This window comes from Streptomyces sp. NPDC079020 (assembly GCF_044542225.1).
Classification (GTDB): domain Bacteria; phylum Actinomycetota; class Actinomycetes; order Streptomycetales; family Streptomycetaceae; genus Streptomyces.
In genome coordinates this window covers 48,927-74,125 of sequence record NZ_JBITUB010000009.1, presented here as the reverse complement: position 1 = coordinate 74,125, position 25,199 = coordinate 48,927, and the positions used below count along the sequence as shown (strand labels likewise).

Below are 25,199 nucleotides of genomic sequence, written 5' to 3'. Positions count from 1 at the left end.
CCCGCATGTGCGGAATCGCAGGCTTCGTCTCGCCCACGCTCGACGCCGGAGCCATACCCGAGGTCATGGCCTCGATGCTGTCGCTCATTCACCACCGCGGACCTGACGACGCGGGCTACTACCTGGATGACGGCGTCGCCATGGGCACCACCCGGCTGTCGATCGTCGACCTCCCCATGGGCGCACAGCCGATGGCGGACCCGGCGGAACGCCACTGGATCTGCTTCAACGGCGAGCTGTACAACCATGTCGAACTGCGCGAAGAGCTGCGCGGGCTCGGCCGCCAATTCCGTACACGTTCGGACACCGAGGTCTTCGTGCAGGCGTGGGCCCAATGGGGGCTCGCCTGTCTGCCGCGTCTCAACGGGGCGTTCGCGGTCGCTATCCGGGACGTGCTGACGGGCGATCTTCTCCTGGCACGCGACAGGTTCGGCAAGCGTCCGCTCTTCTACGTCGACGGCGCGGCCGGCGACGGCCCCGGCGGCGGTGCGCCGGACGGCCGGGGCGGGGAATTCCTCTTCGCCTCCGAGATGAAAGCGTTCCAGGCCTTCCCCGGGTTCCGTTTCGAACTCGATCCCCATGAACTCGCCTCGACCTTCGCCGTATGGACGCCGCTGCCGGACCGGACTCCCTTCCGGCACATCCGTCAAGTCCCCATGGGCGGATACCTGACCGTTCGGGACGGGCGGGCGACGCCGGGCGACTACGCCGCGCTGGAACTCGATGTGCCTCCGTTCATCGGTTCCGAACGCGAAGCGGCCGCATTTGTCCGTGAAGCACTCCGGGAGAGTGTCGAGGTGCGGCTGCGGAGCGATGTCGAGGTCGGCGTCTACCTGAGCGGCGGCCTCGACTCCTCCATTGTGACCAAGCTGACCACGGACCTCTCCTCGCACGACGTCCGCACCTTTTCGGTGGAGTTCGAGGACGCGGCCTTCGACGAGTCGAGCAGCCAGCAGGTCGTCGCCTCGCATCTCGGGACGCTCCACTCGTCCATCGCCGTCTCGCACGCCGATATCGCGGCGAACTTCCCCGCAGCGGTGTATCACGCCGAAGTGCCCGCATTCCGCGCGGCGTTCGTCCCCATGTATCTTCTGTCCCGCCACGCGCGGGATGCCGGAATCAAAGTGATCCTCAGCGGCGAAGGCGCCGACGAGGCCTTCCTCGGCTACTCACTCTTCCGCGAGACGCTGCTGCGTGCTTCCTGGAACGACCTGTCGGACGACGAGCGGATGGCCAGGCTCGGCAGTCTCCACCCGGAGCTGAGCCACTTCGGTCCCGCGAACCGGGCGCGGCTGAAGGGCCTCTTCGAGCAGTTCGCCGTCGAGCGGCTGCCGGGACTCTTCTCGCACGAACTCCGCTACCAGAACGGCCGGTTCGCCGCACGGCTGGTCGGGCGGCGTGACGAACCGTTCGCGGACCTGCTGGCACTCACGGAGGCGACCGCCGGCTACGCCGCACTGAGCCCGGTCCGCAAGGCGCAGTGGCTCGAATACAAGACGCTCCTTCCCGGCTACCTCCTCTCGACTCAGGGCGAGCGCATGAGCCTCGCTCACGGCGTGGAGAACCGCTGTCCATTTCTCGATCCCGCGGTCGTCCGCGCGGCGGCGTCGGTCAACCTGCGGTTCGACGACGGTTTCGAGGAGAAGGCGATCCTGAAGAAGGCGTTCTGGGGCGAGCTGCCGGAATCGAGTCTCACCCGGCGGAAGCAGCCCTACCGTGCGCCCGGCGCGACCGTGTTCAAGGAGCAGCGGCCCGACTATCTGGACCTGCTGCTCTCGGACACGGAACTGCGGAAGATCGACGGTATCGACCCGGTGTTCGCGCGGAAACTCGTCACCAAGATCATGGCCACGCCGGAGGGGGAGATCAGCACGAAGGAGGACCAGGCCTTCGTCTATCTGCTCTCGACCGCGGTCCTCAACCAGCAGTACGTCCTCGGCCGGGGGACGCACCGGTACACCGCCCCGCCGGCCGGCTTCACCGTGCGGACGATCGTGGATCACCGTACATCCCGGCGGCCCGGGCCGGCCGGACACGAACTCACCGAGGCCATGCCCCGGACGGGAGGACGCCGATGAGTACGGCCGGACCGGCGCCCGCGCCGGACGATGTCGCGATCGTCGGGCTCGCCCTGCGATTCCCCGGTGCCGACACACTGGAAGAACTCAGCCGCCATCTTCTCGCGGGCCGCTCGCTCATCTCGGAGGTCCCCTCCGACCGCTGGTCCAAGGAGCGGTACTTCGGCGATCCGAAGCGCGGGGCCCAGAAGACGAACAGCATCTGGGGCGGCTTCATCGAGCACGCGGACTGCTTCGACGCCGACTTCTTCAATATTTCGCCGCGCGAGGCCGAGAGCATGGACCCGCAGCAGCGCATGGCACTCGAACTCGCCTGGCGGGCCCTGGAGGACGCCGGTTACGCGGCGAGCGGGCTCGCCGGTACGGAAACGGGCGTCTTCATGGGCGTATGCCATGCGGACTACGCGGAGATGATGGAACGCGAAGGGGCCAGGACGGACGTCTACTTCCCCACCGGCACCGCCTACTCGATCATCGCCAACCGTGTCTCGTACCACTTCGATTTCCAGGGTCCGAGCATCACCAATGACACGGCGTGCTCCAGCTCCCTCGTTTCCGTGTACGAAGCGGTCCGCGCACTGCGCAACGGCGAGTGCGGCCTCGCCCTCGCGGGCGGAGTCAACCTGATCTGGTCGCCGAAGCATTTCGTCGCCTTCAGCCAGGCGAGCATGCTCTCGCGCACCGGCCGGGCGAGCGCCTTCGACGAGAGCGCCGACGGCTATGTGCGCGGTGAGGGCGGAGCCGTCCTTCTGCTGAAACCCCTCGACCGGGCGGTCGAGGACGGTGACCTCGTCCACGCGGTCATCAAGGGAGTCGCCACCAACCACGGCGGCCGCACGAACTCCCTCACGGTCACCAACCCGGCGGCACAGGCGAATCTGATCGAGAAGCTCTACACCCGCGCCGGAATCCGCCCGGAGACCGTGTCCTACATCGAGGCGCACGGTCCGGGAACGCCGGTCGGCGACCCCATCGAGATCATGGCCCTGAAGCGGGCCTTCCGTAACCTGCACACGGCACAGGGCACCGTCGCCGAACCGTCGAGCTGCGGGATCGGCTCGGTGAAGACCAACATCGGCCATCTGGAAGGGGCCGCGGGCGTAGCCGGAATCGCCAAGGTGATCGGCTCCCTGGCCCACCGGACGCTGCCCGCGACCGTCAACTTCCGCAATCAGAACAGGCTCATCAAGTTCGAGGACAGCCCCTTCCACGTGGTCCGCGACAGCCTGCCCTGGGACGCGCCGCCCGCGGGACCGGACGGAATCATCCCGCCACGCCGGGCCGGGGTGAGTTCCTTCGGTTTCGGTGGCACGAACGCGCATGTCGTGCTGGAGGAACACCCCGCAGGGGACGGGGCGGCGGACGCGGTCCACGAAGGCGCGGACGACGCGGCCCGCCGGGAGGCTCAGCTCGTGCCGCTCTCGGCGAAGACACCGGAACGGCTGCGCGCGGTCGCCGGCAACCTGCTCGCCCATCTGCGCGAGCAGCCCTCGCAGGCGCTCGCCGACATCGCGTACACCCTGTGGACCGGCCGTGATCCGATGCCCGCGCGGGTGGCGTTCGTCGTTGCCGACCGGGACGAACTCGCCGTGCTGCTGGCGGAGTTCGCCGACGGTACCCGCGCCGAGGGAGAGGTCCACCTGGGCGGGGGTGCACCGGGTGCCGGTGGGAGCGCCGACCTCCTCAGCACGACCGGAGCACGCTGGGTCAACGGCGGGGCGGTGGACTGGGCGGAGCAGCACGGCCGGGACGCCCTCCGCGAGCGTCCACGGCGGGTGCGCCTGCCCGGGTACCCCTTCGCCCGTGAGCGCCACTGGTTCAGGACGCCGCCGAAGGAAACCGCGACGGGCACGACGCCCCCGACGAGTGGAAGCGCCGTGTCACACCCGCTCGTTCACACCGACACCTCCGGCCCCGCCGGGCAGCGCTACAGCTCGGCCTTCTCCGGAGAGGAGCCGTTCCTCGCCGCCCACATCGTGGGCGGGCGGCGGGTACTGCCGGCCGCGGCCCAGGTGGAGATGGCGCGCGCCGCGGTGGTGCGCGCGGTGGGGCGCGAGGCCGAGGAGCCCGTGGTACTCACACTCCGCAACGTCGCGTGGACGCGCCCGCTCGTCGTGGGGGACTCACCGGTGGACGCGCACGTGGCGCTCACCCCGCAGGACAGCGGCGCGATCGCCTTCGAGATCTCCACCGGAACCACCGAACCGGTGGCCCACAGCTCGGGCATCGCCGTGATCGGCGGGCCCGAGCGGCCGGAACGGCTCGATCTCGGCCGGCTGCTGGCGGCCTGCCCCGGGGAGCGCGCACCGGCCGAGGTGTACGCGGCCCTCCACGCCCGGGGGCTGGAGTACGGGCCCGCCATGCGCGGCCTGGAGCAGATCCGGCTGGGCGCACGGGAAGTGGTCGCGCGCATCGGGAAGCCCGCCGCCGGCCGGGCCGGCGACACCGGCTGCGTACTGCCCCCGAGCGTGCTCGACGCGGCCCTCCAGGCCTCGCTCGTGCTCATGGCACAGACGTCGGATCAGCAGGCCGAGCGCCCGGCACTGCCGTTCGCCTTCGAGGAACTCACGGTGTACGGCCCCTGCGGGTCCGAGACCTGGGCGTGGGTGCGGCGCCGTACGGGACACAGCACGCTCGACATGTTCGACATCGACCTCTGCGACGCGCAGGGCGTCGTCAGCGTCGCCCTGCGCGGGCTGGTCCAGCGCACGGACCCGGCGCGGCCCGCAGGCGGCACCCGCACCGGCGTCGTGACCGCCGCTGTCGACTGGGTGCGTGCGCCCCTGGACCCGCACGAGGCCGGGGCGGCGTCCTTCCCGTCCGTGCGCGGATACCTGGGTGCGGGAGCGGCCGCGCACCGCGCCGCCTTGGAGAACACCACCGGCTTCACCGTCACCGGCCTCCCCGAGGTCGCGCCCGCCCATGTCGCCGATGGTGCCGGTGCCGTGCTGGGTCTGGTCTTCGGACACGTCGCGGAACTGGTGAGGTCGAAGCCCACCGGAGCGCACCGGTTCGTCACCCTGGTGGACGACCGGACACCGCGCCACCACCACGCGCCGCTCACCGGCCTGTTCCGGACCCTTGTGCTGGAGAACCCCCGCATCTCGGGCCGTCTCGTACGCGTCGCCGGACTCGACACCGCGCCGCCGGAGCGGATCGCGGAGATCCTGCGGGCGGAGGCGGCCGACCGGGGGCCCGACTGCGAGATCCGCTACGGCGCGGACGGCACCCGCGAGGCGTCCCGGACCGTGGAACTCGACCTGGGCGAGGGGCCCGGGATCCCGCCGCTGAAAGAGGGCGGGGTCTACTGGATCACGGGCGGGCTCGGCGGCCTGGGGCTGCATGTCGCGCGGTACTTCGGCCGGTGCGCCGGGGTCACCGTCGTGCTGAGCGGACGGTCCGCGCCCGGCCCCGCGAGCGAGGCGGCCCTGCGAACGCTGCGCGAGGAGGGGATCGACGCCCACTACCTCCCCGCCGACGTGGGGTCGAAGGCGGACGTGGACGCGGCCGCCGGCACCATCACCCGGGACCACGGAACGCTCGACGGCATCGTCCACGCGGCCGGCGTCCTGCGTGACTCGTACATCTTCACCAAGGACGCCTCCGATCTCCGGGCGGTGCTGGAGCCGAAGATCGACGGCGTCCTCAACCTCGACGCCGCCTCCCGCGGTCTCGCGCTGGACTTCTTCGTCACCTTCTCCTCGGTGGCGGGGGTGTTCGGCAACCCTGGGCAGTCGGACTACGCGGCGGCCAACACCTTCCTGGACGCCTTCGCCCGCCATCGCCGGGCCCTCGTCGGCCTCGGCGAGCGCACCGGGCGGACCTGCGCCGTCGGCTGGCCGCTGTGGGCCGACGGCGGGATGACCGTGGACCCCGTGACACGGGAGGCGGTGCGCCGGGACCGCGGCTGGGAGCCCCTCCCGACGGAGGACGGCCTCCGGGTGCTGGGGCGCGTCCTGCGCGACGGGCCCGAACAGGTCGTGGTGGCCTACGGCGGGGCCGCGACACTCACGTCCGCCGCCGCCCCGCCCCCGCGGGCACCCGTCTCCGTGCCCGTGGAGACGGTCCCCGCCGTCGCCGGGGAAGACCTGACGGAACGGACGACGGAACTCCTGCGGCGCATCGTGGGCGACGTGCTCCACCGCGATCCCGGGACGATCGACGAGACGGCCAACCTCGTCGAATACGGAATCGACTCGCTGGCCATCCTGGAGACGACCTCGTCGCTCGAAGAACTCTTCGGCCCGCTGTCCAAGACGATCTTCTTCGAGCACACCAGCATCGAGGGCGTCGCGGGCCACTTCATCGCGGAGCACGGCGACACGCTGCGCGCGGTCCTCGGTGCCGGAGACCCGCCGCCGGCCGCCGCCGGGGCGGCCGGGGCGGCGGGGGCGCCGGCTCCCGCCGCACCCTCACACCTCGCACCGGTCACCGCCACGCCCACCGCCGAGGACCGGCACGGCACCGCCCCCGCACCGGGCCGCGACGACTACCACGACATCGCGATCATCGGCATCTCGGGGACGTACCCGGGAGCGGGGACGCTCGACGAGCTGTGGTCGGTGCTGGAAGAGGGCCGCCACGAGTTCCGGGAAGTGCCGCGCGAGCGCTGGGACTACGACGCGGTCTACAGCCGCGACCGCAGCGTCCTGGGCAAGAGCTCCATCCGCACCGGCACCTTCCTCCAGGACATCGACACGTTCGACCCCCGCTACTTCCGTATCTCCAAGCGTGATGCCGAGAGCATGTCGCCCGAAGTGCGGATGTTCCTCCGGACCGGCGTCGAGGCACTTGAGGACGCGGGCTATTCGCGCGAGACGATCCACCGGATGTACGAGGGCGACGTCGGCGTACTCGTCGGCTCCATGAGCAACCACTACGGCCTGTACGGATTCCAGAACAGCCTGACGCGCGGGTCGCAGGCCAGCGGCAGCTACACGGGGACGCTGCCCAACATGCTCTCGTACTTCTACGGACTCACCGGGCCCTCGATCTTCGTGGACACGATGTGCTCGGGATCCTCGACCTGTGTGCACCAGGCCGTGCAGATGCTCCGGGCGCGCGAGTGCAGGATGGTCGTCGCGGGCGGGGTGAACCTGCTCCTGCACCCCTACAACCTCATCAGCTCCTCGCAGGAGCACTTCACGACGGCGACCTCGGACGTGATCCGGAGCTTCGGCGTCGGTGCGGACGGGACCATACTCGGTGAGGGCGTCGGCGCCGTCGTCCTCAAACCGCTCGTCGAGGCCGAGCGCGACGGCGACCATGTGTACGCGGTCATCAAGGGAACGGCACTGGCCAACGCGGGTGTGCGCAACGGGTTCACGGTCCCCAGCCCGCGGATGCAGGCCCGCGCGATCGAGAAGGCCATCGACGACGCGGGGGTCGACCCGCGGACCATCAGCTATGTGGAAGCCCATGGATCCGGGACCTCGCTGGGCGACCCGATCGAGGTCAAGGCGCTGACCACCGCCTACCAGAAGTACACACAGGACAGCCAGTTCTGCGCGATCGGTTCGGTCAAGTCCAACATGGGACACCTTCTGCACGCCGCCGGAATGATCGGCATCGCGAAGGTGATCCTGCAGTTCCAGAAGGGGAAGCTGGCCCCCTCGCTGCACAGCTCGGTGACGAACCCGGACATCGACTTCTCCCGCACCCCCTTCCGGGTCCAGCAGCAACTGGCCACCTGGGAGCCGGCGGTGACCACCGTCGACGGACGCAGGATCACCCACCCCCGGCGGGCGGGCATCACCTCGATCGGTGCGGGCGGGATGAACTCGCACATCATCCTGGAGGAATACCCGCGTACCGGCGGCGGTCCGCGCGGTACGGGGGACGGGCCCGAGGAACTCTTCGTCTTCTCCGCCATGAACGAATCCGCGCTCGCCGCCTACCTCGGCCGCTTCCGCGCGTACCTCGCCGCCGGAACGGAGACGGACACCGCGTCGATCGCCTTCACGCTCCGCGTCGGCAAGAACGAACTCCCGCACCGCTGGGCATTCCTTGCCAGGACCACCGGCGAGGCCATCGCCGCCGTCGACCGCTATCTGGCGGGGAACCGGGACCTCGCAGCGGCTCTCGCGAGCGGTGACCGGCGTTCCGAGGACCTGCGGACCCTGGCGGCCACATGGGTGGGCGGCAGGAGCGTCGACTGGAGCGGGGCCGTACGGGGCACGCGCGCACCCCGGCGGGTCTCCCTCCCCGCGTATCCCTTCGAGCGCGTGCGCTGCTGGGTCGCCCAGGAGGACGGCGCGCCGTCCGTGACCGCACCCCTCGCGCTCCGCGAAAAGCTCCACCCCTTCCTCGGCCGCAACGTGTCCGACGTCAGCGGGCTGCGGTACGTGCTGGACCTGCACCTGGACGATCTCCTGGACTACGGCTGCACGACGGGGGAGCACCACGACAGCCGGCGCACCGTGGTCCCCACGTACGCCGTCGATCTGGCGATCGCCGCCACGAAGGTCTCCGGATTCTCCGACGGGTCGGTCGTGCGCCGGCTGCGCCTGCAGAGCCCGGTGCCCTGGACGACCGCCGTCCGTCTGACGACGTCCTTCGAGCCCGCCGCCGACGGGAAGTCGGCCTCGGCCCTCGTGTTCGCGCAGGACGCGTCGGGGGCCCGGGTGGCCGTCGCGGCATTCGACGTGACCGCGGGGGACGAGGACCGTACGCCGCCGTCCGGCGGGCTCCGCGCGAAGGCCTTCACGGGGATCGCGGTGGCGCAGCTCACGGCCGGACCGCTGGAACCGCGCACCCGTGCCGAATTCCTCGCGGAACTCGCCGAAGGCGGAATCGGATACACGCCGGAGCTCAACGGCACCGAGAGCGCACACCGGCTGCCGGACGGACGGCTGGTGCTCAAGGTCACCGCCCCCGAGCTCCAGCGTGACCATGTGAAACCGAACGTCACCCTCGCGCCGCACGTCCTCGCCGCCGTCGCGCAGGGCATCCAGTACGAGGCGAAGCGGGCGGGCCTCCCGCACTGGGCGCGGACCGCACCGCACCGGATCGACGAGATCCGGCTCCTCGCCGAGGGGAGCGCCGCCGGTGAACCGGTGGCCCATGTCGTCCTCGATGTGACCGCGGACGGCGAGGGCCTGGGCGGCTCCGTCACCCTGCTGGACCGGCACGGCGAAGTGACCGCGGTTCTCCGCGACATGTGGTGCGGCGATGACGAAGGACCCCGAAAGGAAGAGGGAGTGAGCGTACGCGCTGTGGACGCGACCGAGGGAACGGACAGCCGGAAGCCGCGGGAGGACAGCGACGGCATCATCTCCTTCGCGGTGGACGAGCTGCGCGGGATGGCGAGCGGCATTCTCAAGTTCGAACTCGCCGAACTCGACCCCCGTACGGGCTTCGACGCCTTCGGCTTCGACTCGATCTCGCTCGTCTCCCTCTCGAAGCGGGTGCGCGAGCGGCTCGGCATCGATCTGACGCCCGCGGTCTTCTTCGACCGGAACACGTTCGACTCACTGGGCAGGCACCTCGCCGCGGAATACGAGGGCCCGCTGCGCGTGGCGTACGAACGGTCGCTCCCGCCGGACCCCGCCGGGCACCGCGCCGCCCCCGGTCGCCTCGGCCCGGTCCACGAGGGGACGGCCGAGGCCCCCCATGCCGTCGACGCCGTGCCGGAAACCGCCCCGCGCCGCCCGGCGCCCGCGGACCCGCGCATGCCGGTCGCCGTCATCGGGGCCGCGGGCCGCTTCCCCGGCGCACCCGGCCTGGAGGCGTACTGGGCGAACCTGGCCGCGGGGGCGGACAACGTCACGGCGTTCCCGCCCGACCGGTACGACGAGGCCTACGCGCGGATCGTGGAGACGTCCGAATTCCCGCACCACGCGGGCGTCCTGGACGACGTGGACGCCTTCGACGCCGCCTTCTTCCGCATCCTGCCGCGCGAGGCCGAGCTGATGGACCCGCAGCACCGCCTGGCGCTCCAGACGGTCTGGAACGCGCTGGAGCACAGCGGGTACACCCCCTCCGGCCTGCCGGACAGCACAGGGGTGTTCTTCGGCGTCTCGGGGACCGACTACGCGACTCTGCTCGCGGCCCACGGCACCCCGCCGGACGCCTTCACCTCCACGGGCAACGCCCACTCCATGCTCGCCAACCGCATCTCGTACGTACTCGACATCCACGGTCCCAGCCAGCCGGTCGACACGGCCTGCTCCAGCTCGCTCGTCGCCGTCCACCGGGCCGTCGAGGCGATCCGCTCCGGGGCGTGCGAGGCCGCGATCGCGGGCGGGGTGAACCTGCTCCTCAGCGTCGACACCTTCGTCAGCGCCGCGCGGGCCGGCATGCTGAGCCCGGACGGACGCTGCAAGACCTTCGCGAGCGACGCGAACGGATACGTCCGGGGCGAGGGCGTCGGCGCGGTCCTGCTGAAGCCCCTCGCGGACGCCGAGCGCGACGGGGACGCCATCCTCGGCGTGATCGTCGGGAACGCCGAGAACCACGGCGGGCGGGCGAACTCCCTCACCGCGCCGAACGGCACCGCGCAGACCGACCTCGTGGTCCGCGCGCTGGGCGGCATCGATCCCCGCACGATCGGCTATGTCGAGGCCCATGGCACGGGTACGGCCCTGGGCGATCCCGTCGAGGTGCGCGCGCTCCGGAGCGCCTTCCGGCAGCTGGGCGGCGACGGCGCCGCGACCTGCGGACTCGGTTCCGTGAAGACCAACATCGGGCATCTGGAAGCCGCCGCCGGTATCGCCGGGCTGCTCAAGGTGCTTCTCGCGATGGAACACGGCACCCTGCCGCCGACCCGCAACTGCGACGAGATCAACCCCTACATCCAGCTCGAAGACAGCCCGTTCCGCCTCGTGCGCGCCAGTGAACCCTGGGAACGCTCCCGCGACCGCGAGGGTGTTCCCGTGCCGCGCCGGGCGGGAGTCAGCAGCTTCGGCTTCGGCGGTGCGAACTGCCACGTCGTGATCGAGGACCACGCCGGACCGGGCACGGACGCGCCTGCGGGGCAGGAAGCGGACGGCCCCGGCGACCGTGTGGCCGTACCCCTCTCGGCCCGTACGGAGGAGCAGCTGCGCGAGCGGGCGCGGGACCTGCTCGCCCATATCGAGAACGACGTCCCCCGGCCCGCCCCGCTCGCCTCGATCGCGTGGACGCTCCAGACCGGGCGCGAGGCCATGGCCGTACGGGCCGGCTGGGTCGTCGCATCCCGTCGTGAACTCGCGGAAAATCTGCGGGAGTTCGTCAACGGGGCGACATCCGGTCCGCGGCGCGGCACCGGGCCCGTTCCGGACGGCCTCGACGACGCGATCGCACGCTGGAGCGAAGGCACCGAGGTGGACTGGCGCCGGCTCCACGGGGCCACGGGTTCCGCCCCGCCGCGCCGCGCGCATCTGCCGACGTACCCGTTCGCACGCGACAGGTACTGGCTCCCGGACAGCGCCGTTGGGGCCGGAAGCACCGCCGCGGCCGGAAACGCCGCGGCCGCCGGAGGCACCGCGGGGTCGGGCCGTCCCGCCGTGCCCGCCGACGCGGCCACGACGACGCTGCTCGTACCCCGCTGGACCCCGAAACCCGTGACATCGGGCGGTGCCGGCGAGGTGACGTACACGCGTCACGCCGTGATCCTCTGCGGAGCGGCGGCGGCCGCGCGGGACGCCGTCGGACGCCGGCTGCCGAACGCGCTCCGCCACACCGTGACGACCGCCAAGCAGCGTCCCGAGAGCCGCTTCACCGACCTCTCGCGGCAGGTGTTCGAGATCGTCCGGACGCTCGCCGGACAGGCCGGCGGTGCCACGCTCGTACAGGTGGTGACACCGTCGGACGGCGACGAAGCGGTCGGACTGGCGCTGGCGGGACTCCTGCGCACGACGACGCTCGAACACCCGCACATCACCGGGCAGGTCGTCGGTCTCGAAGGGGAGCACGACGCGGACGGCATCGCGGCCCTGGTCGCCGAGAACGCACGGCAGGCGGACGACGGACTCGTCCTGCACCGGGGCGCCGGACGACGGGTGCGGACCTGGGAGCCGAAGGAGGCCGCCGGTACGGGCACGCCGTGGCGCTCGGAGGGCGTGTACCTGATCACAGGAGGTGCCGGCGGCATCGGCGCCGTCGTCGCCCGCAGGATCGCGCGCGAATGCGTACGCCCGACGCTCATCCTCGTCGGCCGGTCGGCACCGGACACCCGGACCGGCCGGCTGCTCGACGAGCTGCGGGAGGCCGGGGCGGTCGCCCGGTACGCCGTCGCGGATGTCTCCCGCTGGGAGGAGGTGCGTCATCTCGTCTCGCGCGTGGACGAGGAGAGCGGCGCGATCCACGGAATCATCCACGCGGCGGGCGTGATCCACGACGCGTATCTGACGGACAAGTCCGCGGAGGAATGGGAGAGCGTCCTCGCACCGAAGACCGACGGCCTGGTGCACCTGGACCGGGCCACGGCGCATCTGCCGCTCGAAGCCTTCCTGCTCTTCTCGTCGGGCGCCGCCATCACCGGAAATCCCGGTCAGTGCGACTACGCGACAGCCAACGCCCATCTCGGCGCGTACGCCGCCCGCCGCAACGCACGCGTCGCGGCGGGGGAGCGGCCGGGCCGTACGGTCTCGATCGCATGGCCGCTCTGGAAGGACGGGGGAATGACGGTCGACGACGCGGCCCGCGCCTACCTCCGGCGCCACCGCGGCCTCGTGCCCATGGAGTCGGAGGAGGGAATCGACGCCCTGCTGGGCGCCTGGCGGCTCGCGGAGTCCGGCGAGGACCAGATCTGGGTGCACCACGGCGACGCGGCGAAGGCCGTCCCCGGACGGGCGGTCACCGCCGCCTCCGCTCCCGCTGCTTCCCCCTCCGCTTCCCCCTCCGCTTCCGCTGACTCCGCTGCCGCTGACTCCGCTCCCGCTCCCGCGTCCGTGCCGGGGACGGCCGGCGGGCAGCCCGACCGGGAGACACTCCGCTCGGTCGTGGAACTCTTCGCCCGCGTCACGAAGCTTCCGCTCCTGGACATCGACGCAGACCGGCCGCTCGACGACATGGCCCTCGACTCGGTCATGGTCGTCCAGCTGAACAGGGAGCTGTCCACCGTGTACGGAGAGGTCCCGACGACGCTCTTCTACGAATCCCCCACACTGCGCGCCGTGGCCGGGCACTTCGCCGGGAGGCAGGCCCCCTCGGCTCCCGGCACACGGACCGACGCACCCTCCGCCACGGCGTCCGGCGTGCCGTCGGGCACCGCGCGGACCACGGCGGCACGGCCCGGCTCCGCGGCCTCCGGCGCCCCCGGCACGCCCGGCCCCGACGAGGCCATCGCGATCATCGGAATGAGCGGGCGCTACCCGCAGGCCGCCGACACCGACGAGTTCTGGGAGAACCTCAAGGCGGGACGGGACTCCATCACGGAGATCCCGCCCGGCCGCTGGCCGCTGGACGGCTTCTACGAACCCGACCGTGCCACCGCCATCGCCACGGGGCGCAGTTACAGCAAATGGGGCGGATTCCTGGACGACTTCGACGCGTTCGATCCGCACTTCTTCCGGATCGCGCCGCGCGACGCCTACACCATGGATCCGCAGGAGCGCCTCTTCCTCCAGGCCTCCTGGGAGGTGATCGAGGACGCGGGCTACACCCGCGAGGAGCTGGCGCGCCGCCACCGGAGCCGCGTCGGGGTCTTCGCCGGTGTGACCAAGTCCGGCCACGCACGGCACGGCGAGGCCCGGCTGCCCTCGGGCGAGACGGTCGCGCCCGCGCTGTCCTTCGCCTCGCTCAGCGCACGGACCTCGTACGTCCTGGACCTCCATGGACCCAGCCTGACGATCGACACGATGTGCTCGTCCTCGCTCACCGCGATCCACGAGGCCTGCGAGCACCTTCGCCGCGGCTCCTGCGAGGTGGCCATCGCCGGTGGGGTGAACCTGTATCTGCACCCCTCCGACTATGTCGAGCTGTGCCGCTCCACCATGCTGTCCTCGCAGGACCGGGTACGGAGCTTCGGCAGCGGCGGTGACGGGTTCGTGCCCGGCGAGGGCGTGGGCACCGTGCTGCTGAAACCGCTCGGACGCGCTCTCGCGGACGGCGACCGGGTGCTCGCGGTGGTGCGCGGGACCGGCATCAACCACGGCGGCCGGTCCCACGGTTACACGGTGCCGAGCCCGACCGCCCAGGCCGAACTGATCGGTGAGGTGCTGACCCGGGCCGGGATTCCGGCGCGCGGGGTGGGCTATGTCGAGGCGCACGGCACGGGTACGGAGCTGGGCGATCCGATCGAGGTGAAGGGCCTTTCGCTCGCCTTCGAGGAGTCCACGGACGAGCGGCAGTTCTGCGCGATCGGGTCCGTGAAGTCGGGGATCGGCCATCTGGAGGCCGCCGCGGGCATCGCGGGGGTCACCAAGGCCGTGCTCCAGCTCAAGCACCGCACGCTCGTGCCGAGCCTGCACGCCGAGGAGCTGAACCCCGGAATCAGGTTCGACGGGACACCGTTCTTCGTCCAGCGGACCCTCACACCGTGGGAGTCCGAACGTCCGCGGATCGCCGCGGTCTCCTCCTTCGGAGCCGGCGGGTCGAACGCACACGTGATCCTTGAGGAGTACGCGGCGGCCGACGGCGGCGGCCCGGCGGCCCCCGACGGGGGCGAGCACATCGTCGTCCTCTCCGCGCGGACACCGGAGCGGCTGCGGCACTCCGCCGCACGTCTGCTGGCGTTCCTCGAACGGAGGGACGCGGAGGGCGGCGCGGTCGCCCTGGCGGACCTCGCCTTCACCCTGCAGACCGGACGTGAGGCGATGAAGGAACGTCTGGCGGTGACCGTGGCCTCCCTGTCCGAACTCCGGCGCGTACTGCGCGGATACACGGAGGACGGGGACGGGACGGGCACGCAGGGAGTCCACCGGGGCAGCACCGGACAGCTGCCGGGAGCCGTCGCAGAGATCTCCGCCGACGACGACCTGCGGGAACTGCTGATCGAACGGTGGGCGCGGGCGGGCAAGCACGACAAGCTGGCCGCGCTCTGGGCCGGCGGCGTGGAGCTGGACTGGACGATGCTGCACACGGCGGCCCCGCCCCGCCGGATCTCCCTGCCGGCGTATCCGTTCGCCAGGGACCGGTTCTGGATCGGGGACCTGGAGCCCGTCAGCCGGGTGACCGGGGGCGGTGCTCCCGCCCCCGCCGCACCGCGGCCGGTCACGCCCGGGATCACGCGGCCCAGCACGCCCGAGCCCACCGCGCACATCGCACCCGCGCACATCGCACCCGCGCACATCGCACCCGAGCCCGCGGACGAGGCGGACTCCGGTCTCACCCGGGACGAACGGGTCGCGCGCCTCGTGACGGAGAAGATCGCGGAAGTCCTGGTCATGTCCCCGGACGAACTCGACGGCGGGCTCGCGTTCGCCGACTACGGACTCGACTCCATCCTCGCCGTCCGGCTCGTCCATCTGCTCAACGAGACGCTCGGCACCGACCTCTCGACCGGAGTCGTCTTCGACCACAGCTCCGCCGACCGTCTCGTCGCGCATCTGCTCGCCGAGTACGGCGGCATCGACGCCCCCGCCCCGGCGCGGGCCGCGAGTGCCGACGACCGGCCGCGGATCACTTCAGCCGCTCCTTTCGACACCGCTCCCGCGGACCGGCCCGCCGGCCGCTCCACCGACCGGGAGCCGATCGCCATCGTCGGGATGAGCGGACGGTACGCCGGATCCGACACACTCGACGACCTCTGGACCCACCTCGTGAACGGTGACGATCTCGTCACCGAAGCCACCCGATGGGATCTCGCGGACACCGGGGCCGATGGATCGGCGCGCTGCACACGCGGCGGGTTCCTCGACGGGATCGACCGGTTCGACCCGCTGTTCTTCGGTATCTCGGGCGTCGAGGCCGCGGCGATGGACCCCCAGCAGCGCCTGCTCCTCGAAGAGTCGTACAAGGCGCTGGAGGACGCCGGATACGCCGGCCGGCAGCTGAGCGACACCCGCTGCGGTGTGTACGTGGGCTGCTCCAACGGCGACTACCAGGACATCGTCGGACAGGACGCGCCGGCCCAGGCGTTCTGGGGGAACATGGCCTCCCTCATCCCGGCCCGTGTCTCCTACTTCCTGAATCTGAAAGGTCCCGCGCTGGCGGTCGACACCTCGTGCTCCAGCTCGCTCGTCGCGATCGACCTGGCGTGCCGGGGACTCCGGTCCGGCGAGACGGACATGGCACTGGTGGGCGGTGTCTTCGTCCAGTCGACACCACGCCTCTACGAGCGGGCCGGACGCGCCGGAATGCTCTCGGCCACGGGCCGCTGCCACACCTTCGACCACCGGGCCGACGGCTTCGTGCCGGGCGAGGGCGTCGGGGTGCTCGTCCTCAAGCGGCTGGACGACGCCCTCGCCGACGGCGACCACATCCACGGCGTGATCCGCGCCATGGGCAGCAACCACGACGGTGCCACCAACGGCATCACGGCGCCCAGCTCCGTCTCGCAGGAGCAGCTGCTCCGCGACACCTACGAGACCTCCGGCATCGACGTCGAATCCATCCAGCTCCTGGAGGCGCACGGCACCGGGACCCCGCTCGGCGACCCCATCGAATTCTCGGCGCTCACCCGTGCGTTCCGGGCAGGCACCGGGAAGACCGGTTACTGCGCCCTGGGATCGGTCAAGACGAACCTCGGGCACACCCAGTTCGCCGCCGGAGTCGCGGGGGTGTTCAAGATCCTTCTCGCGATGCGGCACGAACAGATCCCCGCCTCGCTCCACTTCGAGAAGCCGAACGCCGCCATCAGCATCGAGGACAGCCCCTTCTACCCCAGCACGCGCAACCACCGCTGGGAGGCTCCGTCCGGCGGCCGCCCCCGCCGGGGAGCCGTCAGCTCCTTCGGCGCGAGCGGCACCAACGCCCATCTCGTCATCGAGGAGGCGCCGCCCGCCTCCCGGGTACGGGACCGCGCGCGCCGCTCCGCGTACCTCGTCGTCCTCTCGGCGCACTCGCGTGAGCAGCTGGCCCGGCAGTTGACGGCTCTGGCGGCACACATCCGCCGGGCGGACGCCCCGGACCTGGGCGACCTCGCCCACACGCTCGCCGTGGGCAGGGACCGGTTCGCCCACCGGTTCGCCTGCGTGGCCTCGGACCACGCCGAGCTGCTGCGGATCCTCGACGAGGGGCTCGACGGAACACGGGCGTTCACCGGCCGCGCGTCGCCGGCGCGCGGAGGAGGAGCGGGCGCGGCGAAGGACGACGGCGAAGCGGTGCTGCGACGCTGCGCGGACCCGGCGGCCACCGGCGCGTACCGCGCCGACCTCACCGCTCTCGCCCGGCACATCACCCGGGGAGCCGACCTCGACCTCGGTACGGTGTTCGCGGCGGGAGCCCATCTGCGGGTCCCCCTGCCGACGTACCCCTTCGCCGGCGAGAGCCACTGGGCCGGGCCGCCGCCCACGTCCCCCGCACCGCCGGCCCGCCCCGCGGCGGTACGCACCCCGGACCACCCCCTGATCCACGGGTCCCGGGCCGTGCCCGGCAACTCCGGCGCACTGCGGGCCTCGACGGTGTTCCGGGGCGACGAGCCCGTCCTCCGCGACCACACGGTGCGCGGACAGCACGTCCTCCCGGGCGTCGCCCAACTCGAAATGGCACGGGAGACCGCGGTACGGGCCTGGGGCGCCGCCGGAACGGAACCCCTGCTGATGCGCGACATCACCTGGGTACGGCCGGCCGCCCTCGACGGAGCGCTGCTGAGCGTCGACGTCCTGGTGGAACCGGCGAAGGACGGCGAACTCACCTTCGAGATCGCCGCGAAGAGCGACCCGGCCGGCGAAGCCGTCGTGGTCTCCACCGGGCGCCTCTCACCCTCCGGCACGCCCCGTCCCGGCCGCGTCGACCTCGCCTCGCTCCGCGCGGCCTGCCAGAAGACCGTATCGGCGGAGAGCATCCGTGCGGCGCTCGCCGCGATGGGCATCGTCCACGGTCCCTCGCTGCGCGCCGTCCACGAGGCACATGTCGGCGACGGCACCGTCCTGGCCCGGCTCGACCTCCCCGGCGGGGCCGCCCCCGCCGACACCGCGTACGTCCTGCCCCCGGCCCTGCTGGACTCGGCCATCCAGGCCTCGACCGCCCTGCACCTCACCGAGGGCGGAGACCCGCCGGAGACCGTGGTGCCGTTCGCGCTCGACCGGTTCGAACTCCTCGCCCCGTGCCCGGCCCGGGTATGGGCGGTCGTCCGCGTCGCGGACGCCACGCGGACGCCCACCGCGTTGAGCCGCCTCGACGTGGACCTCGTCGACGACGACGGCGGGATCTGTGTCCGGATGACCGGCTACACCTCGCGCCGGGTGAAGGAACCGGTTCCCTCGCTGTTCGCACCGGTCTGGGAACCCCTGTCCGGCCACGCCTCGGACGAGGCCGCACCACCGCGCGCGGACCGGGTGCTCGTCGTGGGAGGGAGCGCCGGACAGCGCTCCGCGCTCGCCCGTCAGTACCCCCGAGCCACGGAATGGGACCTCGCACCGGGCGCGTCGACGGACGAGATCGCTTCCCGGCTCCGGGCGTCGGCGACGATCGGCCATCTCGTCTGGATCGCGCCCGACGCGGGCCGGGAGGACGGGACGGCTCTCCTGCCGACCGACACGGCCGGCTTCACCGCCGCCCAGGAGGACGGTGTCATCGCCGCCTTCCGCATGATCAAGGCCCTCGTCCGCACGGGCCACGACGCCCGCCCGCTCGCCGTGACCCTGATCACGCGACGAGCCATGGCCACGTACGACGGTGAGCAGGCCGCACCCGCCCACGCCGGACTGCACGGGCTGTTCGGGTCGCTCGGGCAGGAGTACGCGAACTGGTCGGTCCGCCGGATCGACCTGGACACCACCGACCTGCCCGAGGACCTTCAGGCGCTCCCCGGCCCCTTCGGGCACGACGTCCTGGTGCGCCGCGCCGGCCAGTGGCTGGTACGCCGCTGGGCGCCGAACGACCCCGGGAAGACGGAGCGGGCGGCGTACCGGGAAGGCGGCGTCTATGTCGTGATCGGAGGCGCGGGCGGACTCGGCACCGTATGGACCGAGCATGTCGTCCAGCGCTACGGCGCCCATGTGATCTGGATCGGCCGCCGTCCGCTGGACGCGTCGATCGAGGCGAAGCTGAACACCGGCCGCGGCAGCGTGCGCTACATCTCCGCCGACGCCGCGGACCCCGTCGCGCTGCGCGCCGCCCATGAGGAGGTCAGGAGGCATCACCCGCGGATCGACGGCGTCATCCAGGCGGCGCTCGTCCTGCGGGACCAGAGCCTGGCCAGGATGGACGAAGCGACCCTTCGGGCGAGCCTCGGCGCGAAGATCGACGTCAGCGTGGCGATGGCCGAGGTGTTCGCGCGGGAGCCACTGGACTTCGTCCTCTTCTTCTCGTCCGTCCAGTCGTTCACGACGGCCGCGGGCCAGGCCAACTACGCGGCCGGGTGCACCTTCAGCGACGCCTACGCCCACTTCCTCGGCCGGCACTGGGCCTGCCCGGTGAAGGTGATGAACTGGGGATGGTGGGGAAGCATCGGCAGCGCCTCGTCCGAATTCCACCGGGAACACATGGCGCGCTGGGGCCTCGCCTCGATCGAACCGCCGGAGGCGATGGCGGCACTCGACACACTGCTCGGCGGCCCGCAGCGCCAGCTGAGCTTCATCAAGCTGAAGAGTCCCGACGCCATCGGGGGGATCGACCCGGCGACACGGCTCACGGTCCACGCGAGGGCGACGGCCCACGTCGCCCCCGCCGCCCTCGTGGCGGGCATCACCGAACCGTCCGCGTGGGAGGCCATGCGCGCGATCGCCACCTGGCGCAGGACCGAGCGTGATCCGCTCCTCGCCCGCATGATCCGGGGCCACCTCGAAGCGCTCGGCGGCCTCGGCGGATCCGGCACACCCTCGTCCGCCGCCGATGTCGCCGGACTCCGCCGGCGTGCCGGAATCCTGGAGCGGTACGGCCCGTGGCTCGACCACGCCCTCCGTGCCGTACCGGAGTCCGCCCCGCCGCTCGCCGTCCTCGACGAGGAGTGGGACCGGTGCCGCGCGCAGTGGTCCCAGGACCCCGACAAGAGCGCCGAACTCGCCCTGCTCGACGCCACCCTGCGGGCCCTGCCCGACATCCTCACCGGCCGGACCCGGCCGACCGACATCATGTTCCCGCGCGGCTCCGTCGCGCTCGTCGAGGGCACGTACCGCAACAACCGCGTGGCCGACATGTACAACCGCGCCATGTCGGACGCGGCGGCCGCCATCGTCGCCGAACGGCTGCGACTGGACCCGTCCGCACGTCTTCGCATCCTGGAGATCGGCGCCGGCACGGGCGGTACGAGCGTGGGGATGTTCGCGGCCCTGCGCCCCTTCCAGGACCACATCGAGACCTACACGTACAGCGATCTCTCCAAGGCGTTCCTGAACCACGCCCGGACCGAGTACGGACCGGAGGTCACCTATCTCACCTACGCCCGCTTCGACGCCGAGAAGCCGCCGGCGGGCCAGGGCATGGACGTCGGCGGCTACGACCTGGTCATTGCCGCCAACGTGCTGCACGCGACGCGCGACACCCGGAACACCATCCGCAACGCCAAGGCGACCATGCGCGACGGCGGGTGGCTCCTGATGAACGAGCTCGCGACGTTCGATCTCTCCAGCCACCTCACGTTCGGGCTGCTGGAGGGCTGGTGGCTCTTCGAGGACCACTCGCTGCGCGTGCCGGGTTCGCCCGCGCTGTCACCCGCCAACTGGCGGGAGGTGCTGGCGGGCGAGGGGTTCCCGTCGGTCGTCTCCGTGCTGCCCCAGGCACTTGAGCTCGGGCAGCAGATCATCGCCGCCGAGAGCGACGGGATCGCGCGCCGGACCGTGGCACCGACGGCACAGCGGAAATCCACGACCGGGCGCGCACCGGTGAGGACCGCGCCCGGGACCACCACCGCACTGCCCGGACCCGTTCCCGCCCAGGCGGCCCCGGCAGCCCCCGTCGCCCCGGTGACTCCCACAGCGATCCCGGCCCAGCCGGAGGCCGGGGCCGCGACCGTCACCGTCCCCGGCGCCGGTACGCGCGACCGGTCCGGCACCATGACCGGGTACCTCCGCGAACAGGCGGCACGGACCCTGGGCGTTCCGGCGGAGAAGATCGACCTCCCGGCACCGCTCAGCGACTACGGGATGGACTCCATCCTGGTCCTCCAGCTCACGAACGCGCTGCGCGAGGATCTCGGCGAGGTGTCGTCCACCCTGCTCTTCGAAGCCGAATCCATCGAGGAACTCGCCGACCACTTCCTGACGGCCGGCGGCGCCGATGTGGACGCGCTCCTCGCACGGCTGGGCTCCGCGTCGGAGACACCCGTCTCCGCTGCCGATCCCGGTGACACCTCCCCGCCGTCGCCGCGGCCCCCGGACCGGACGGCGCCCCACACCCCGTCCGCGTCGCACCCCATCGCCGCGCTCTTCCGCACCGCGCTGGAGACCGGCACCCCGCAACAGGCCGCCGACCTGCTGTCGATCGCCGCCCGGCTCCGGCCGACCTTCGCGGCCGGGGCGGGACCCGAGCCGGAGACCCTGCGGCTCTCGGAGGGCGAACAGGGACCGGCGCTGGTCTGCCTGCCCTCCCTCATCGCCCCCACCGGCCCGTTCCAGTACGTGAAGTTCGCCGCCGCGCTCCGCGACCGCCGCCAGGTATGGACGGCCGCCGTCCCGGGATACGAGGCCGGGGAGCCGCTGCCCGTGGACCTGGGCGCCGCCGCGGACCGGCTCGCGGACAAGCTGCTCCGGCGGTTCGAGGGGCGGCCGTTCGCGATCGGGGCCTATTCCTCCGGGGGGTGGCTGGCTCACGAGCTCGTACGACGGCTGGAGTCGGCCGGCGCTCCGCCCGCCGCCCTGGTGCTGCTCGATACGCCCCGGTCGGCCGGGGAGGCCATGGCCCGGGGCATGACGGTGATCACGCGGCGGCTGCTGGACCGGTTCCCGCGGCTTCCGGTCGTCGACGAACAGCTCACGGCGATGGCGTGGTACGCGCGGTTGCTCGACGGCTGGCGCCCGCTGCCGGTGACCACCCCGACCCTGCTGGTGCGGGCCGCGGAGGACAGGGCCCTGCCCGAACTGCTCGGCGACGACACCCATGCCGGCTGGCCGCTGGACCATCTGGGAACCGAGGTCGCGGGGGACCACTTCTCCATGCTGGAGGAGCACGCCGGCTCGACCGCCCTCGCCGTCCACCAGTGGCTGTCCGAACACAGCGACGTCCGGGAGAGGTTCTGATGGAGCCGTGTGCCACCGGCACAGCGCGAACGGAGCCCGGCCGCCGGCCGGGGCTCCGCCCCGCGGCCGCCCGGCGGCGGGAACACCCGCCGGCCGGGCCCCGGGAGAACCTCCCCGGATGTGCGCGATGAACGACCGCCTGGGCTTCAGCCTCACGCAACTGCGGTATTTCGTCGTGTCCGCCGAGCTCGGCAATATCTCCGAGGCGGCCGAGAAGCTGTGCGCCTCGCAGTCGACGGTCTCGTCGGCCGTGATGCGGCTGGAACGGCAGCTCGGTGTGCAGCTGCTTCTTCGCCATCACGCCCGTGGGGTGAGTCTCACCCCGAGCGGACGCCACCTCCTGCGGGAGGCGCGCGTACTGCTGGGCCAGGCCAGGAACCTCAAGGCTCAGGGCGATGCCCTGGCGGGGGACACCGCGGGCCAGCTCGATGTCGGATTCCTCCTCGCCCTCTCCCCGTTTCTGCTGCCCGTGGCCCACCGGGTGGCCGGGGAGCGGTACGGGGCGCTGCGGCTGAACGCCCACGAGGCGTCCGCCGAGGGCGTTCTGAAAGCCCTTCAGGACGGCCGGTGCGAGATGGCGGTGACGTACGGCTTCCTGTCGGGCGCTTGCCGGTTCCACCTCCTGGCCGATCTGCCCGTTCATGCCCTGGTGGCCGATGACGACCCGATGGGTCTGTCCGGCCCCCTCGGTCTGGACGAGCTGGCCGTCCGGCCACTGGTGGCCCTGAACGATCCGGCGGTTCTCCGCCATGCCGAGACGCTGTTCGCCGACGCCGGTGTCCGTATGCCCCGGGTGATGACGGCGACGAGCGTGGAGACCGTGCGCGGGCTGGTGGCGGCGGGTGCCGGGTTCGCGCTGATGTGCCAGCGTGTGCCGAGCACGACGACCCTGGACGGCGGGAGGGTCCGGGAGGTCGGGCTTCTCGGGAATCCTCCCTCCGTGTCGCTGGGGGTGGCCGTGATGCCCGATCTGACCATGAGCAGCCGGGGCGGAGCCTTCCTTGATGTGCTGAGATCGGCGGTTTCGATCAGCTGCGAAGCGAACTCCCATGTGTGAGACGGATTTCCACCGCCCCGTGCGGGCGTCCGCGTACCACCGAGGAGTGTGCCGTGTGTCCCACTGACGGTATGCCCGCCACCGGCGACCAGGTCGTCGTCCTCTCGGCGCGGACTCCCGGGCAGCTGGCCGCGTCCGTCGGCAGGCTGTCCGGGTTCCTCGACCGCAACCCGGACACCGGTCTCGCCGGCCTGGCGTTCACCCTCCAGGTGGGGCAGGAGGCGATGGCCGAGCGGTACGCGGTCGTGGTGTCCTCGACCGAGGAGCTGAGGGCCGCCCTGCGGGCCGGCCGGGGACACCCGGGCACCGTCGAGGCTTCCCGGGGACTGGTCGAGGAGATCCGCGACGACAGCGATCTGCGGGACCTGCTGATCCGGCGCTGGACCGCCACCGGAGAGCTGTCCCGGCTCGCGGCGCTGTGGGTGGCGGGCATCGAAGTGGACTGGGCGGGCCTGCACCAGGAGGCACCGGGCCGGGTGCCGCACCTGGACTCGGTGCTGTCCGGCACCCCGGGCACGGGGGGCGATCGCTGGAACCTGTCGAGCGGTCAGCTGACGATGTACCGGGACCACCGGCGCTGGCCGGAGCCGGTCACCTACAACCTCCCGCTCCTCTTCGAGATCCACGGGGACCTGGACACCGCGGCCCTGGAACGGGCGGTCCGGGCGCAGACAAGGATCCACCCGGTGCTGAGCGCGGTCTTCGGGGAGCTGGACGGTGTGCCGTACATGGACATCGACCCGGACCGGGTTCCGTCGTTCGAGCGGGCCGGCCTCGCGGCCACCTCGCACGCCGGGCAGCTGGCCGAACTGCGGGCGCTGGCCGACGTCCCCTTCGACCTGGCGACGGGCCCCCTGGTGAGGGTCCATCTGATCACCCTCGCCGGAGGGCGGCGGCTGCTGTTGATCACCGTGCACCACATCCTGCTGGACGGCACGTCCACGGCGCTCCTGATCCGCACGCTCAAGGAGGCCTACCGGGGTCAGGAGAGCGCGGGCCGGGCCACGTACGGCGACTTCGTCGCATGGGAGGCGGCGATGCTCGCCGGCCCGCGGGCGCATCGCCACCGGGACCACTGGGTCCGTGAGCTGGCGGGTCCGCGTACGGCGCTCGCGCTGCCCTACGACCGTCCGTACGACCCGGAACGGATGCCCCGCGTGGATGTGGCGACGATGGATCTGCCGCCCGCGCTGGTGACCGCGCTGGCCGGCAGGGCGAGGGAACACCGGGTCAGTGTCGCCATCGTGCTGTTCTCGACGTACGTGCGGTTTCTGCACCGGCTGACCGGACAGGACGACCTGATCACGGGCCTGACCGCGGTCGCCCGCTACGAGGAGCGGTTCCAGGACGTGGTCGGCCAGTTCGTGAACTGCCTGCCCATCCGCTCCACCGGTTCCGGCACCTTTCCCGAGCTGCTCAGATCCATGCAGCGCAAGGTGATCGCCGGCATCGACCACGGAGCCCTCCCCCTGCCGGAGATCGCCCGCGCCCTGGGAGCGGAGGGAAAGCCGCTGGTACCGACGAACTTCCTTTTCCAGAATTTCGACGGCGCCGACCTGCTGACGAACAACTCATCGGCCGGACCCGGGGAATTGGACCTGCGCCGGTTCGGTGACCTGCCGTACGCCGGAGAGTTCGCTCTCTCGGTGGAGTTCTACCGGGAGGGCGACGGGTACAAAGTGTTCCTCAAGTACGACACCCAAGTATTTGACGAAACCACGGTGCTGCGTATGAGGGACGAGTGGTATGCGGTCATTCAGAAGGAAGCGGGCGTGGAATAGAGCAGCCCGCCGCCTGTCGCCCGCAGCCCGTTCACAGGGGCGCGCGGGGGCGGGGGCGGGGGCGGTGACCCGGCCGTGGTGC

General features: G+C 71.9%; 4 protein-coding genes. All 4 read left to right on the top strand.

The window, feature by feature from the left end:
• The first annotated feature begins 5 nt into the window (after window positions 1-5).
• The 4 genes from asnB (at window position 6) to ACIGJO_RS20215 (ending at window position 25,117) form a co-directional block, all read left to right on the top strand.
• Window positions 6-2,078, top strand: a complete 2,073-nt coding sequence (gene asnB, locus ACIGJO_RS20230; RefSeq protein WP_399959846.1) for an asparagine synthase (glutamine-hydrolyzing) — start codon at window positions 6-8, stop codon at window positions 2,076-2,078.
• Complete coding sequence (locus ACIGJO_RS20225; protein WP_399959844.1) at window positions 2,075-22,279, top strand: SDR family NAD(P)-dependent oxidoreductase; 20,205 nt, start codon at window positions 2,075-2,077, stop codon at window positions 22,277-22,279. The genes asnB and ACIGJO_RS20225 overlap by 4 nt, the downstream gene beginning before the upstream one ends.
• A 127-nt stretch (window positions 22,280-22,406) precedes the next feature.
• Complete coding sequence (locus ACIGJO_RS20220) at window positions 22,407-23,336, top strand: LysR family transcriptional regulator (RefSeq protein WP_399959842.1); 930 nt, start codon at window positions 22,407-22,409, stop codon at window positions 23,334-23,336.
• A 53-nt stretch (window positions 23,337-23,389) separates the two neighbouring features.
• Window positions 23,390-25,117 carry a condensation domain-containing protein gene (locus ACIGJO_RS20215; RefSeq protein ID WP_399959840.1) on the top strand — a complete coding sequence of 576 codons (1,728 nt, stop codon included), beginning with the start codon at window positions 23,390-23,392 and terminating at the stop codon, window positions 25,115-25,117.
• Window positions 25,118-25,199 lie beyond the last annotated feature (82 nt).